This is a genomic window from Streptomyces sp. NPDC001070 (genome assembly GCF_053598835.1).
On sequence record NZ_JBSFLB010000013.1, the window covers coordinates 45,251 to 59,529 of the forward strand.

13 protein-coding genes and 4 pseudogenes are annotated in these 14,279 nt (G+C 70.0%); 12 read left to right on the forward strand and 5 right to left on the reverse strand.

Features of this window, described 5'->3' with window-relative positions:
- Nucleotides 1-70: 70 nt before the first annotated feature.
- Both ACWDAS_RS17570 and ACWDAS_RS17575 read right to left on the reverse strand, forming a co-directional pair.
- Entirely contained in the window at nt 71-1,063 is a 993-nt protein-coding gene (locus tag ACWDAS_RS17570) for a zinc-dependent alcohol dehydrogenase family protein (RefSeq protein ID WP_450391274.1), read from the reverse strand.
- A gap of 76 nt (nt 1,064-1,139) precedes the next feature.
- Complete coding sequence (locus tag ACWDAS_RS17575; RefSeq protein WP_450391276.1) at nt 1,140-2,609, reverse strand: MFS transporter; 1,470 nt, start codon at nt 2,607-2,609, stop codon at nt 1,140-1,142.
- Between the two features lie 85 nt (nt 2,610-2,694).
- Here ACWDAS_RS17575 and ACWDAS_RS17580 point away from each other — a divergent pair, with 85 nt between their 5' ends.
- The 3 genes and pseudogenes from ACWDAS_RS17580 to ACWDAS_RS17590 all read left to right on the forward strand — a co-directional run bounded on the left by ACWDAS_RS17580 (nt 2,695) and on the right by ACWDAS_RS17590 (nt 5,258).
- Nucleotides 2,695-3,081, forward strand: a complete 387-nt coding sequence (locus ACWDAS_RS17580; protein ID WP_450391279.1) for a MarR family winged helix-turn-helix transcriptional regulator — start codon at nt 2,695-2,697, stop codon at nt 3,079-3,081.
- A 78-nt stretch (nt 3,082-3,159) separates the two neighbouring features.
- Nucleotides 3,160-3,647: pseudogene (locus tag ACWDAS_RS17585) on the forward strand (transposase); the annotation flags it as partial.
- Nucleotides 3,648-3,779: 132 nt separating this feature from the next.
- The gene (locus tag ACWDAS_RS17590; RefSeq protein WP_450391639.1) at nt 3,780-5,258 is read left to right on the forward strand and encodes an MFS transporter; all 1,479 of its coding nucleotides are present in this window, start codon (nt 3,780-3,782) and stop codon (nt 5,256-5,258) included.
- 256 nt (nt 5,259-5,514) lie between these two features.
- On the opposite strand, the pseudogene ACWDAS_RS17595 reads toward ACWDAS_RS17590, so the two are convergent.
- A pseudogene (locus ACWDAS_RS17595) lies at nt 5,515-5,751 on the reverse strand (IS982 family transposase); the annotation flags it as partial.
- Between the two features lie 74 nt (nt 5,752-5,825).
- On the opposite strand from ACWDAS_RS17595, the pseudogene ACWDAS_RS17600 reads away from it, so the two are divergent.
- The 6 genes and pseudogenes from ACWDAS_RS17600 to ACWDAS_RS17625 form a co-directional block, all read left to right on the forward strand.
- Nucleotides 5,826-6,115, forward strand: a pseudogene (locus tag ACWDAS_RS17600) (transposase); the annotation flags it as partial.
- A 69-nt stretch (nt 6,116-6,184) separates the two neighbouring features.
- A complete protein-coding gene (locus ACWDAS_RS17605) occupies nt 6,185-6,658 on the forward strand; it encodes a cupin domain-containing protein (protein ID WP_450391642.1) in 474 nt (157 codons plus the stop codon).
- A 224-nt stretch (nt 6,659-6,882) separates the two neighbouring features.
- Nucleotides 6,883-7,230, forward strand: coding sequence for a hypothetical protein (locus tag ACWDAS_RS17610; RefSeq protein WP_450391281.1), 348 nt, complete (start codon nt 6,883-6,885; stop codon nt 7,228-7,230).
- Nucleotides 7,231-7,365: 135 nt separating this feature from the next.
- Nucleotides 7,366-8,238 (forward strand): annotated as a pseudogene (locus ACWDAS_RS17615) (lysozyme); the annotation flags it as partial.
- A 39-nt stretch (nt 8,239-8,277) separates the two neighbouring features.
- Entirely contained in the window at nt 8,278-8,661 is a 384-nt protein-coding gene (locus tag ACWDAS_RS17620; RefSeq protein ID WP_450391645.1) for a peptidoglycan-binding domain-containing protein, read from the forward strand.
- Nucleotides 8,662-8,724: 63 nt separating this feature from the next.
- On the forward strand, nt 8,725-9,504 hold the full coding sequence (locus tag ACWDAS_RS17625) for a D-Ala-D-Ala carboxypeptidase family metallohydrolase (RefSeq protein WP_450391284.1): 780 nt from the start codon (nt 8,725-8,727) through the stop codon (nt 9,502-9,504).
- 610 nt (nt 9,505-10,114) lie between these two features.
- On the opposite strand, the gene ACWDAS_RS17630 is transcribed toward ACWDAS_RS17625, so the two are convergent.
- The gene (locus ACWDAS_RS17630; RefSeq protein WP_450391287.1) at nt 10,115-10,912 is read right to left on the reverse strand and encodes a hypothetical protein; all 798 of its coding nucleotides are present in this window, start codon (nt 10,910-10,912) and stop codon (nt 10,115-10,117) included.
- 2 nt (nt 10,913-10,914) lie between these two features.
- A complete protein-coding gene (locus ACWDAS_RS17635) occupies nt 10,915-11,400 on the reverse strand; it encodes a SigE family RNA polymerase sigma factor (protein WP_450391289.1) in 486 nt (161 codons plus the stop codon).
- A gap of 398 nt (nt 11,401-11,798) precedes the next feature.
- On the opposite strand from ACWDAS_RS17635, the gene ACWDAS_RS17640 reads away from it, so the two are divergent.
- The 3 genes from ACWDAS_RS17640 (at nt 11,799) to ACWDAS_RS17650 (ending at nt 14,275) form a co-directional block, all read left to right on the forward strand.
- A complete protein-coding gene (locus ACWDAS_RS17640) occupies nt 11,799-11,951 on the forward strand; it encodes a hypothetical protein (RefSeq protein ID WP_450391292.1) in 153 nt (50 codons plus the stop codon).
- Between the two features lie 281 nt (nt 11,952-12,232).
- The gene (locus tag ACWDAS_RS17645; protein WP_450391295.1) at nt 12,233-12,424 is read left to right on the forward strand and encodes a hypothetical protein; all 192 of its coding nucleotides are present in this window, start codon (nt 12,233-12,235) and stop codon (nt 12,422-12,424) included.
- Nucleotides 12,425-12,451: 27 nt separating this feature from the next.
- Entirely contained in the window at nt 12,452-14,275 is a 1,824-nt protein-coding gene (locus ACWDAS_RS17650; RefSeq protein ID WP_450391298.1) for an HEXXH motif domain-containing protein, read from the forward strand.
- The last annotated feature ends 4 nt before the right edge of the window (nt 14,276-14,279 follow it).

The window sequence follows — 14,279 nt, forward strand, 5'->3', positions numbered from 1 at the left end:
CTGAGACGAGTGACAACTTGCGTTTGTGAGGGCAAGGGCGCGGTTCTTGGCGCCTCTAAGGTGTGTCGGGTCAGCGGGGGACGGTCACGATGATCTTGCCGACCTGGGACCCGGACTCGAGGCGACGGTGGGCCTCGACGATGTCCTCCAGCGGGAAGACGGTGTCGATGACCGGTCGCAGGGTCTTGCGGGCGAGGCCGTCGAGGATCCAGTCGACGGCGGCCTTGCGGCGTTCGACGTCGGTGGTGAGTTCGTGGACCTTGAATCCCCGGATGGTGAGGGTCTTGAAGATCAAGCCCCATACCGGCACTGTTGTGGGCTCGCTGCTCAGCGCACCGTAGATGATCACGGTCCCGCCGGGTGCGGCGGCGCCGATCAAGCCCGCCAGGGCAGGTCCTGCCACGGGGTCGAAGATGACGCGGGCGCCGTGGCCGTCGGTGAGCTCGTTCACGCGGGTGACGACGTCTTCCTCGTCCGTGACGATGACTGCCTCGGCGCCTTCGTCCAGGAGCCGCTGGCGCTTGGCGCTGGTGCGGGTCAGTGCCACGGGCCGGGCCCCCACGCTGCGGGCCACCTGGATCGCGGCGAGCCCGACGCTGCTGGAGGCGGCCGGGATGAGCACCGTGTCACCGGCCTTCAGTTCCGCGGTCTCGATGAGGGCGCCATAGGCGGTCAGGTACTGCCCCCACAGGGCCGCGGCCTGCTCCCAGGACAGGGTGTCGGGGTGCTTGACCACCGCGGTGGCGGGCGCGATGGCCAGCTCGCCGTGGATGGGGTAGTTGATCGGCGTGTTGATCGGCGTGGGGATCAGGCTGACGGCATCGCCGACGGTGAAACCTTCGACGTCCGGGCCGATGGCGTCGACCTCACCGGAGGCCTCCCATCCGATGCCGGAGGGGAGCTCGACGAGGTGGTTGTTGCGGAACACCTCATCGGCTCGGTTCACCCCGAGAGCCCGGGTGCGGACGCGGATCTCGCCCTGCCGGGGTTCGCGGACCTCGACGTCGTCCAGGGTCAGGACCTCGGGGCCGCCGGTGGCGTGAAATCGGACGATCTTGCTCATGTGAGTGGCCTTGCCTTTCAAGTCTGTGGAAGGAAGTGGCGGTTCGGGTCCGGCGGTCGGCCGTACCCCGGTGACGTCAGGTGACCTTGTCGAGCTCCGGCTGGTCGGTGCTCTTGTCCGTCTGCGCGGTCGCCCCGCGGCGTCCCAGCGCTCCGGACAGGGCGACGAGCAGGCCGATGCCCGCGAGCACGGTGACGGTGATCATGGCGGGGGTGAAGCCGGCGAGCAGGGCGCCGGGCCCGCTCTTGCCTTCGTTTCCTGCGGTGAGGACCGCGGTGACGATGGCGAGGCCGATCGCGCCGCCGATCTGCATGGAGGTGTTCAGCAGGCCGCCGGCCAGGCCCTGCTCGTGGTCAGGGATTCCCGAGGTGCCCTCGATCTGGAAGGGCGCGAACGCCAGCGTGAAGCCGATGCTGAGCAGGAGCATGCTGGGCAGCACACCCACGGCGTAGGAGTGGTCCCGGGCGATGGTCAGGAAGAGCGCATAGGCGGCCACGTGCGCGATGACGCCGGCGATGATGCTGCGCGCGGTGCCGAACCGCGCGACCAGGTGCGGGATGCGCGGCGAGGCGATGGTGACGATGGCGGCGGCGGGAAGGAAGCCGAACGCGGTCTGCAGTGCCGACCACTGGAGCACCTGCTGGAAGTACAGCGTCACCACGAACTGGAAGCCGACATAGGCGCCGAAGAACACCGACAGACCCATGTTGGCACGCACCAGGGAGCTCGAGCGCAGGATGCCCAGACGGACCAGCGGCTGCGCGCCTCGCAGCTCGATCACCACGAAGGTGGCAAGCAGTGCGGCAGCGAGCGCGAACTCCACCAGCGTGCTCGCCGTGGTCCAGCCCTTCTGCGGCGCTTCGACCACGACGTAGACGAGCAGCAGCATTCCGGAGACCAGGGTGAGTGCGCCGGGCAGGTCGTAGTTGCCGACGGTGCGCGGGCCGTCCTTGGGCAGGACACGGATCGCCGCTGCCACGGCGATCAGCGCCACGGGCACGGGCAGGAGGAATGTCCAGCGCCAGCCGACCTCGGTCAGTGCACCGGACAGCACCAGGCCCCCCGAGAAGCCGCTGGAACCGAAGAGCGTGTAGATCCCGATCGCCTTGTTGCGAGCCGGCCCCTCGGCGAACGTGGTGGTGATGATGGAGAACGCCGCGGGTGCGGTGAACGCCGCCGAGATGCCCTTGAGAACACGGGCGACGATCAGAAGGGTGCCGTCGTCGACCAGGCCGCCGATCAGCGAGGTCACGGCGAAGACGGCGACCGCGGCCAGGAAGACGCGGCGGCGGCCGAGCATGTCGGCGGCGCGTCCGCCCAGCAGCAGGAAGCCGCCGTAGCCGAGGACGTAACCGCTGACGATCCACTGCAGTGCGCTGGTGGACAGGCCCAGGTCGGCCTGGATCGAGGGCAGGGCGACACCCACCATGTTCACGTCCAGCGCGTCGAGGAACCCGACGATCGAGACGGTGAGCAGGATTGCCCACAGCCGTGCGTTCCATGCGGCCGAGGACCTGGACGAGGGTGATGGTGCGGAAGGGCTCATGCCGATACGCTTACATGCTCGTAAATAAAATGCAAGTGCATCTAATGTGTGAGCATTAAATGTTGGAGCATGCTATGCTTGCCGCATGGATGCTGGTGACGAGCGGCGACTGGTCGAGGAGTGGCGCGATCTCCTGGTTCGGCATGCTGTCGTGTTCCAGACCCTCGAGCGTGAGTTGCAGGCACGGCACGGCATCGGCGTCAGCGAGTTCGAGGCGCTCGAAGCCCTCGCCTGCGCCGAGAACACCCAGTGCCGCGCCCAGGACCTCACCGACGTCGTGCACCTGAGCCAGAGCGCCGCAAGCCGGCTGATCGCCCGCATGGAACGCGACGGCTACCTCGCGCGCACCATATGCGAAGCCGACCGCCGCGGCATCATCGTCGTCCTCACCGACGAGGGCCGCGAGCGTCATCTGGAGGCCCAACCCACACACCGCTCCGTGCTCGCCAGAACACTTCGAGGAACAGGCTGACCGCTGTCCAGGTGTCAGTGGGGCTTGGTCAGGTCGGCCGGGGTGGTGTGTGTCTTCCTGGCGTGGTGTTGAGTGTGTGTGACTCCGGGTGAGATTGCTGTGGTGCGTGGTGAGTTGGAGGCGTCCGCGGCGGAGGTTTTAGAGCCGTTTGCCCGTAATCGCCAGCACCGTTGGGGGAAGGCCCGTCTGCGAGGGCTCCTTATCGACGGACAGCGCAAAGTCGGTCGAGCCGATGGTCGTGCGACTCGGTGACGACGGGAACCGCCAGACGCCGGCCCATTTCGTCATCACCAGTCCATGGGATCCGGCCCGCATCCGGTCGAAACGGGCCTTGCGGATGGAGGGGGTGATCGGGCCGGAGGCTCTGGTCTTCGACCGGACGCCGGGTTCCTGAAGGACGGGACGCCTCGGCGTGTGTGTCGCGGCAGTACACCGGCACCGCCGGCGAGGTCACCAATTGCCTGGTCGGCGTCTCGCTTCACCTCGCCTCCCACCACGCTTCCGCGGCGGTCAACCGGCGACTGGTCCTGCCCCGGACAGGGGGCCCCGTATCCGCGAACGCCGATGCGCCTGCAGCTCACGCTCGAGCGCCGGGTGCACGCCGGTATGCCGGGCGAGCGGTTCAGTATGCACCCGCATTTGATGCTGGAACCTTAAATGCATTTGCATTCAATGCAGGTGCATGCAAGTGTGGGGTCATGAGTTCTTCCGCACCATCATCGGTGTCCACAGCCTCCTCGAAGTGGGATGCGCGACTGTGGGCAATCCTGCTCACTGCCTCCACCGTCCTTTTCCTCGACGCGCTTGACGTGTCGATGGTGGGTGTCGCCCTGCCCTCGATCCAGGCCGACCTCGGCCTGTCGACGAGCTCGCTGCAATGGATCGTCAGCGGTTACATCCTCGGCTACGGCGGCTTCCTGCTGCTGGGCGGACGCGCCGCCGACCTCCTCGGACGCCGCCGCGTACTCCTGGCGGCCGTCGCCGTCTTCGGTCTGGCCTCGCTGGTCGGCGGCCTGGTCGACGACGGGAGCCTGCTGATCGCCACCCGGCTCGTGAAGGGCATGTCAGCGGCGTTCACCGCCCCTGCGGCACTGTCCATCGTCACGACCACGTTCGCCGAGGGGCCCGCCCGCAACAAGGCGATCTCGATCTACGCGGCCTTCGGTTCCGCCGGCTTCTCGGGCGGCCTGGTGCTCTCCGGTGTACTGACCGAGATCGGCTGGCGCTGGACGTTCCTCGTGCCGGTGCCCGTGGCGCTGGCCGCCATCGTGGCGGCCATCCGCGTACTGCCCAAGGACAGCACGCGCACCGTCGGCCGCTACGATCTGCCCGGTGCGGCCACCCTGGTCGCCGGAATGCTGCTGCTCGTCTACACCGTGGTCGAAGCACCGCAGAAGGGCTGGGCCACGGCGAGCACGCTGATCCAGTTCGCGATCACCGCCGTGCTGCTGGCCGCCTTCATCGTGGTCGAACGCCGCGGCACGCACCCGCTGATCCGTCTGGGCATCCTGCGCTCCGGCTCCCTCACGCGGGCCAACCTGGGCATGGCGGTGTTCTTCGGCGCCTACGTCGGCTTCCAGTTCGTGGTGACGCTGTACCTCCAGCAGGCGCTGCACTGGTCGGCGCTGGAGACCGGGTTCGGCTTCCTGCCCGCCGCTGGAATCGTCACCTTGGCCTCTTCGCGCGTCGCGCGCCTGATCCCGCGCATCGGCACCGCGCGCAGCATCGTCGCCGGCCTGAGCCTGCATGCGATCGCCTACGCGCTCTTCCTGAGCATCGCCCGGGACCACTCCTACGCCGTGGGTGTGCTGCCCAGCATGATCCTGATCGGTATCGGCGTCACTCTGGTGTACGTTCCCTTCCAGATCGAGGGCACTGCCGGAATCCCGGACCACGAGCAGGGCCTGGCCGGCGGCCTGCTGAACACCTCCACCCAGGTCGGCGGCGCGATCGGCCTCGCCGTCGTCACGGCGGTTCTCACCGCCGGAAACGAGGGCAAGAGCGGGTCCGACGCCCTGCTTGCAGGCTTCACCCCCGCCCTGATCACCGTCACCGTATTCGCGGCCATCGGCGTGCTCATCGCCCTGTCCGGAATGCTCGGACGCCGCACGGCCGCCACGGCGGCCGCGACGAGCGCGGACGAGCCCCAGAAGGTGCCCGAGGGGGCTACCCGGTGATGACCGACCGCCAGGTCTGAAGATCCTCCCCCGGTCTTCAGCCGCCCTCCGCTACGCGCGGGAGCGAGCACACCACGGTGCGCCCGCGCTCCACCGACCGCGGTCCGACGGCGCGCAACCATCGATCCACGCGGATCACGTTCCAGGCGAAAGGCAAGACCTCCCGAGAGCCAGACGAGTCAGTCCGAACACGGTCATTGGTCATAGGCGGTCAGCGAGCGGCTGACCGCCTGGCCGGTGCGGGAGTTGGGCAGGATCGCCTGCTGTATCCGGACTGCTCGGGTAGGCAGGGGAACGGCGGGCGCAGGTGCGCGCGTGCGTAGCGCAGCCGGCGGGCGCTGTGGAAGCCGGGCAGTGCCTGCATGACGGCCAGACACAGCAACTCGGATTGACTGGGCTTCGGCGGACGACCGGGCAGCCTGGCCAAGTCGGTCCCTTCGTCGTCGATCTCCCCGAACAGGGCGGTCACGAGGGTGTTCAGGCCGGTCGTCACAACTGATCTTGAACACCCTCGCCGCGCAGCCGCAGGCATTTCGACTCACTCGTCTGGATTTCCGATTTTCACGGGCGATCGTGAAGCTGCGGTTGTACTCCTGGGCCGAGTTCGTGTCCGTCCTGCTGTTCGACGTCGAGATACGCCGGGGCATCTGCAGCACGAACGTGATCGAGGGCGTCAACGCCCCCATTCGCAAGGCCGTCCGCGCCCGCGGACATTCCCCAACGAGGCCGCCGCTCTCAAGTGCATCTGCACGGCGCTGATGAGCCTGGACCCGACCGGGAAGGGCCGCACAAGGTGGACCATGCGCTGGAAGGCACCCCTGAACGCGTTCGGGGACGCATTCGAGGGCCGCCTGACCCGAGCAGCAACTGACCACTCAACAAACAAGATCAGCCGTCAATGTGACAGACCCTTCGAAGGAGACACCATGGAAGCCGTGACCACCGCGCTGGTCGTGCAACCCGGCGAGGCGGCCGGGGCGTCGCTCCCGAACGGCGCGTTCGAACTGCTCGCCGACGGAGGCGCGGTCAGCGCCAGCCGACTCAGCCTTGAAACCGGCGCCGATGGGGCACCCGGGCACTACCACAAGCTCTCCCACGAGGTTTTCTACGTGCTGGACGGGACGATGCTCTTCCGCCTCGGCAGCACTCTGACATCAGTGGCAAAGGGCGGGCTCGTCGTCATACCGCCGGGCCTGGTGCACGCCTTCGGAGCGGCAGAAGGCGAAGTGGCCGACGTGGTCGCCCTACTCAGCCCTGGCATCGAACGATTCGGCTACTTCGAACAGTTGGCCGCCATCCGCCGCGGCGAGGCGGAATTCGCGTCGCTTCTGCCCGAACAGGACCGCTACGACGTCCACTTCGTGGATCTCCCCGGCTGGCGGTTTGCCCCATCGAAGTAATCCAACCCGCCACACCGCCCGGCACCGCCCACCCGGCCCCGGCCGCCGCGCACGACGCGACATCGACGGCCTACGTCGAGGTGAAGGGTGCCGGGGCCCACGTCGAGGCCGCCCTCGACCTCGAATACGACCTGCTCATGAAGTCGGCCCGGCTCTAGGCGGAGGCGTACGAGACGAAGGGCCGCGCCGAGCAACTGCGCCAGCTGAAGATCAACGCCGGGGCCGTGACCGAGTACGTGACCGGACGCTTCGCCGTCGCCCACGGGGACGCGCGCTGCTCGCCCCGCCCCGCCGGCGACGCGGACGTCCACACCCGCGGCACCCGGCCGTTCGCCGTCGTCACCCTGGCCTACGACTGCCCGGGTGGCGCCGACGGCCCGTACGCGATCTCCAGCGCCCTGTTCCCCGACGCCGAGAGCTTCGTCCACGGCACGGAGGCGATCGTCCACTACGACATCGGCGGGCAGCGGGGCTCCCAGGTGCTGACCGCCGGCGTCATGACGGCCCGGCCGGCGGCGCGTCGGGGTGGGGCCGTTCACGGCAAAATTCACCGGCAGCGTCTACTCGCGTAGCGACGAATGTGGTGTCATGTACGCGACGAATCGAGCTCCCTCGCCGCCTCGCCTCCATCCCCACGTCATTCCGTCATCCCGCGCCACGGCAACCACCGCCCCATCGCCCGTCGGACCCGACCTTTCGGAGGACGCATGCCCCGAGCCACCACCTCCGGGCTCCGACCCGGTACCGGTCTCCGCCGCACACTCGCCGCGGCGGCGGCCCTGCTCGCCGCCCTGACGTTCCCACTGCTCTCCGCGCCATGTGCCGCCGCGCGGACCGCCCCGGACCACTCGGCCCCCACGTCCATGACGCATCCGGACGACGACCACGCCGGATCCGGGCTGCAGCGCCTCGGCCTCGGCGGCCGGAACTCCGCGACGCTCGCCGCCGCCCCGAGCACCGGGCCCGCCGGGCTCGACGTGAGCTCCCACCAGGGAGCAGTGGACTGGGCGTCCGTCAAGAGCAAGGGCGCCGCCTTCGCCTACGTCAAGGCCACCGAGGGGACCACGTACACCAGCCCCGACTACTCCCAGCAGTACAACGGCGCGTACAACGCCGGGCTGATCCGCGGCGCCTACCACTTCGCGCTCCCGGACAACTCCAGCGGCGTCGCACAGGCCGACTGGTTCATCAGCCACGGCGGCGGCTGGACCGCCGACGGCAAGACCCTGCCGCCCGCGCTGGACATCGAGTACAACCCGTACGGGAGCAGCTGCTACGGACTGAGCCAGAGCGCGATGGTCTCCTGGATCCGGGCCTTCAGCAACGAGGTCCACGCCAAGACCGGGCGCTACCCCACGATCTACACCACCACCGACTGGTGGACCACCTGCACCGGCGACAACAGCGGCTTCGGCGCCACCAACCCGCTGTGGATCGCCCGCTACTCCAGCAGCCCGGGCACGCTGCCCGCCGGCTGGTCCGCCCAGACGATCTGGCAGTACGCCGACTCCGGCGTCTTCCCCGGCGACCAGGACACCTTCAACGGCAGCCTCACCGAGTTGCAGGCCTTCGCCCGGGGCAGCGGATACACCCCGCCGCCGACCACCGGCTGGCCGACCGTGCGGCAGGGCGCCACCGGCGAACGCGTCAAGACCGTGCAGTACCTGCTGAACGCGCACGGCGCCTCGCTCACCGTGGACGGCGACTTCGGGCCGGGCACGGACAGCGCGGTGCGTTCCTTCCAGTCCGCGCACGGTCTGACCGTGGACGGCATCGTCGGGCCCGGCACCTGGCAGGCGCTGATCCTCACCGTCCGGCAGGGCTCCACCGGGCCCGCGGTCTCGGCGGTGCAGAGCCAGCTCAAGGCGCACGGCGCCTCGCTCACCGTGGACGGCGACTTCGGGCCGGGCACGGACAGCGCGGTGCGTTCCTTCCAGTCCGCGCACGGCCTGGCCGTGGACGGCATCGTCGGATCCAACACCTGGCAGGCGCTGGTCGCCTGACGCCCCAACCCCCTCCGAACACCCTCCGACCGTCAGCGTCCGAGAATCGAGGAGAGAACGCCCATGAACACCGGAGAACACGCAGGCCGAAGCCTGGACCGGCGCACCCTGCTCCGCGGGGCGGCAGGACTGACGGCCGCGGCCGGCATGGCGGCGGCCGTCAACCTGGGATCGGCGTCCCGCGCCTCGGCGTACGGGTGGACGCGTACCCTTCAGCAGGGCGCGGCCGGCGCCGACGTGACCGAGCTGCAGATCCGCGTCGGCGGCTGGGCCGCCGCCGGCGCCAGCCAGACCTACGTGGCCTGGGACGGCGACTTCGGACCGGGCACGGCCGCCGCGGTCAAGCGTTTCCAGTCCGCCTACGGCCTCTCCGCGGACGGCGTCGTCGGTCCGCAGACCCAGAGCGTGCTCAACAGCCTGGAGAGCGGCGACGGTTCGACCGCGCACTTCGAATGGAGCGAGTTCTACTCCAGCGACGGCACGGGATTCAGCGGCGGCAAGGTCGGCGCCACCCAGGTGAAGGAGAACGTGCGCCGGCTGATGTACAAGCTCGAGGCGCTGCGCAAGAAGGCCGGCAACAGCGCGATCACCGTCAACTCCGGCTTCCGCAGCGTCGCCCACAACTCCTCGGTGGGCGGCGCCTCCAACAGCATGCACGTCTACGGCGTGGCCGCGGACATCGTGGTCTCCGGCCACACCACCCTCCAGGTGTACCGGATCGCCGAGACCTGCGGTTTCTCCGGCCTCGAGGCCTACACCCACTCCTGGCAGCACGTGGACAGCCGCGTCCAGTACCCCTCCTACGGCTCCGGTTCGTGGTGGTGGGAGAGCGGCACGGTCTGAGCCGCACCGCCAGGGGGAACTCGGCGACGACGACTGGTGGGGCCGGACGCATGGCGTCCGGCCCCTCCGCCAACGCCCGCGGTCAGCCCTTGACGGAGTGGCAGGACTTCGGCGCGTGGACCGGGTTGCACCGGGCGGGTCCGCCGCCCGGGAGCTGGGCGAGGTAGTCGCTGCCTCAGCGGGCGGCGAGACCCGGGACGGGAAGGCCGGTGCTGACGGTCTGGGCGCCGCCGGCCAGGGCGGCCTTCAGCATTCGTGCCCTGTTCGGCGTCGTCTTCCGATCGCACCCAAGCCAACTGGGGGTTTCTCGGCAGAGGAGTGAAACCCTCGGGGTATGGGTCGGGGTTCGGACAGCGAAACGCCCACTCCAAGAACCCGCGGAGTGGGCGTTTTCCCTTCTCAGGGGCCGGCGGCCAGGGCCGGGGTCGAGCCGGCGACCCGCTTTCAAGCGGTGCCCGGGCAAAGGCGAGCCTGACTCTGCGGGGGCTGGAAGCCCCTGGTGACTCCTCGCGTCCGCTGCTGCCGGCATACGTCCGGAAGCGACTGGTAGCAGCAGCGGAAAGGGCGACACGGACCCCGGTTCCGAACCGGCTTCTTCGCGTCCCCCGCGCTACTTCTTCGGCAGCAGCTCCGGCCTCAGCATCAGCTCACGCAGCTGCTCACGCCCCAGCGGCGGCGTCTTCAGAAGCGGTCCCAGCTCGTGCTTCCCCCGGAATCCGGTGGTGTCCCGCACCGCCAGGACCCGGCCGTCCGGGAGCGTCAGCCGGCCCACGAGCTCCGGACCCCAGGTCGGGTAGGCCCCGACGGGGCTCATACTCGGGGAGACGCGGTCGGGGCCTGCCGTGGGGCCTTCCCGCCAGACGGTGAGCACGCGCCCGTCCGGCAGCTGCTCGCGTACGCAGTCCATGCGGCCGTTGTCCGGCTGGCAGAGGTCGTCCGGCATCCCCTTGCCGCCGGTCTTGGCGTCGATGTACTCGGGGGTCATGACCCCGATGCGCAGGTAGCCGACGCCTCCGTCCCGGCGCACCGCGTACTCGCCGTCGAGCGGTCCCACGTGCCTCTCCTCGGCGTGCCTGATGTCCGCCTCCTTGACCATCACCGCCCAGGAGACCTGCTCGATCTTCCCCACTCCCGGGGGCAGCAGCTTCCCCAGCTTCCTGGCCTGCCCGCTGCCGCCCGTCAGCTCGGTCGGCGCAGTCACCGACGTCTTGCCGGACTCCTGCCCCGCCATACCTGGAACGACCACCGCTCCCGCCGCGACGACGGCGAGTGCCGCGCCGCTCAGTGCCGCCCGGCGGCGCCACCGGATCCGGGATGCCTGCGCGTAGACCGCGTCGGTGGTGACGGCGGGCTGCCCCGCCTCCTCCGCGGCGCGCACCAGCAACGCCCGCGCCTCTGCCGTGTTCATGTTCATACCAACTCCTCCTGCATCTCGGCGCGCAGCGCCGCCAACCCCCGAGCCGTATGGCTCTTGACCGTGCTCACCCGCATGCCGAGCACCTCCGCCGTGGCCTCCACGCTCAGGTCCTCCCAGTAGCGCAGCACCAGCACGGCGCGCTGCTTGGGGGTGAGGCGGGCGAGGGCCGCACGGACCACCAGGCCGGTGTCCGAATCGGCCGGCGGTGAGGCCCGGTCGGGTAGTTCGCCGTAGGCGTGTTCGCGCCGCCAGAAGCGGCGCCGGGCAGCGATGAAGGTGTTGACCAGGGTTTTGCGCGCATACGCCTCGAGGTTGTCGAGGCGGCCGAGACGCCTGCTGCCGAGCACCACCTTCACCAGGGTTGTCTGGACCAGATCATCGGCCTCGTCGCGGTTCCCGCAGAGCAGATAGGCACTGCGGAAGAGCGCCGTGCGCCGGCCCTCGACGAAGGCGCGCAGCGCATCATCGCCGGTCACCATCCCGCCCCTTTCCCGGCCCGCCCGGCGCGGACCGTCCCACCACTCCAGTGCGGTGGGACGCCCGGGGGGTTGCAGGTGCCGGCAGACAATTTGACGGCGAGTACAAGAATGCCGGGGGGACGCCCGGACGATGTCCGGACTGGCGCGGGCCCCGGCCTGACCGGCCGCGCGGGCAGCCCGCGAGCGTTACGCCCGTCTCAAGGCGGAACGTGATTCCTGGTGGGCGGCCGACGGGACAGGCGGCTACTCCGAAGACCCACCGTTCTGATCGGGGACAGGCAGCGCCCCCCAGGCATCCGTCGGTCACTCGGCATGGCCGCTTCACAGGGGACTGCACCCACCTGGCCGCCAGTTCGCAGACCGACCGGCTCCGGCAGACGCCGCAGACCGTCGGCCTGATGGGCGACACCGAGCCGGCCATCCTGGTCGGGGACCTCAACGCCCTGCCGGCCGCGCCGGAGTCCCAGCCGCTCCTCACCCGGGTGGTGCACGCCCAGCCGGCGGCCTCGGACGACCTCCCCCTGGTCGGCAGGGTCGTCGCCGCCCCCTGATCTGAGCCGGTGGCGGGCGAGTTCGCACACGTCTTGCCCGCCCACGGCTCGGTCCCGGGCGGGACGGAGAGGCCGATACGGCTGAGGACGCCGACGGTGGGACGAATCGTCGAGCCTGACACCCGGCCACGGGCCGGCGGCGACCGGTCGGTCGATCAGAGCCACGATGCGCCGCGCTGCGATGGGGAACGTGGGGTTTCCGATCGAGAGCGGGGAGCATGGTACCGGCACCCGCGGGAGTGGGTCTTCCCCAGAGGACACACTTCGGTCACCATGGGGGCATGACGTACACGGAGGGAAGCGTCGAGGGCCTGCAGTCGGCACTCATCGACCTGTCGGGCATATCCTTGGACGAGTTCGATGAGGTGCGTGGCCTTTCCCGCGCACTCGCGGTACTGCAGGGTCAGTTGGCCCATACTGCTGCCCCGCTGTGCGAGGGCAGCATGGCGGCCATGTGCGGCGGTGCCCGATGAAGGGCCTTGCGCGTCCGTCCATGACTTTTGATCACGCCTGAGGCCTATCGGATCAACCAGCGTACGCTCGTCGGAGTTGCCGTCGGCGACCTGGGTGAGGCGGACCTCGCCCTGCTGCGGTCGGCTCAGCGAAGCCGGCTGCTCCTGGCGCTCAAGGCGATCCTCGAGCTCGCGGGACACCCTGAGGGCGGATGGCCGCACGGGACGCCTCCGACTCGTCCCGCCGCCGCGTGGGCGGTGCTCGGTGCCGTACAACGACGCGATCCGGCCGCGGTGGAGGCCGTCCTCGAGGATCCGGCCGTGGGCGCCTGGGCCTTCCAGCTGCTGAGGCAACTCGCACACGGTGTGGTCTCCGCCCCTTCGGACGCGCCGTCATGGGCAGGGGCGACGATGCTGGGTTCCCTTGCCGCGGCCGCCGCCATCCGGGCCGACGTGCGGTGCTCGCTGCGCGTGCCCGCCCGCGGCGGGCGGCTGTGGCTGCCGTCCCTCGGGCTGACCGGGACCGTGGGGCGCGGGGACTGGGCGGTCGTGGGTGTGGAGTGCGGGCGGGAAGGGACGGTGGTCTACGGGGACAGCGGTTCCGTACGCATGCCCGAGGACGTCATGACGCCCGCCGAGGGGTGGTCGCCCCTGCCCGAGATCGGCGTCGCGGCCACAGGATCGGCTCGACCGGCCGTTCTGGACCATCTCTCGCCCTTTCGGGACTTCCGAACGTTGCGCGACGCGACGGGCCTCTCCACCTCTTCGGTCGAGGGGTGGCGCTCTCAGTTCCGCCGGGCCTACGAGCTGCTGCAGCACACCGACACGAGGGTGTACCGGACGGTGGCCGCGACGGTGCGCTCCGTGGTCCCTGTCGAAGGTGCCCGCGAGCTGCAGGTCATCAGCGCGTCCGTCCCGGACGCCTACGGGGCCATCACCATGTCTTTCAGTTCCGACGTGCCCTCCATGGCGGTCACACTCGTCCACGAGGCGCGGCACCAGCTCTTGACGGCCCTCGGGGATCTGACGCCGCTCTTCGTTCCGGCACGTGAGGGCCCTGAACCCCTGTACTTCGCTCCCTGGCGGGAGGACCCGCGTCCGTTGCGCGGACTGCTCTACGGGGCGCACGCGTTCGCCGGCGTGACGGCGTTCTGGCGTCAGCGGCGACGAGCGGGCGACCAGCGGGCGGACTTCGAATTCGCCGTTCACCGGTGGCAGTTGCACACGGCCCTGGTGGCTCTGCACAACGCGGCCGGCCTGACGGAGGCCGGTGGCCGGATCGTCACCGCTCTGACGGAGTCGGTCGCCGAATGGTGGGAGGAACCCGTACGGGGACTGCCCGCGCGGCTGGCGGAATTATGCTGCCGTGACACGCGGGCCACGTGGCGCGTGGCGAACCTGGCCGTGGACGAGCCCAGTGCCGACGCACTGGCGCAACGCTGGTTGAGCGGCCGGCCCCCGCCCGCCGTCCTGCCGGCGGCTCGCATGGCCGCCGCTCGGCCGTCCGTAGCCCGCGGCAACGCCACAACCTGGCTCGCGCGTCTGCGGCTCGCGGACCCCAACGCGTTCTCGAAGATCCGTGCCGACATCGAGGCGGGCGCCGTGCATCCGCAGGGCATCCCACGGGCCTCAGCCGCCGACGCGGCCCTGGTGGCGGAGGAGCACAAAGAGGCGGCGGCCGGCTATCGCACGGCGGTTCCCACTGCCGCCGCGTGGATCGGCATCGGGCTGGCGGCGGAAGTCCCCGAAACCCTTCTGGTGGAGCGCCCGGAACTCGTCCTGGCGCTCCACGCCGCCCTGCTGCGCCGCGAAGTGATGCTTCCGGGACCGGAGGAACTCGCGGAATGGCTCGGTATCCGTCTCGGGGGCTAGGGAA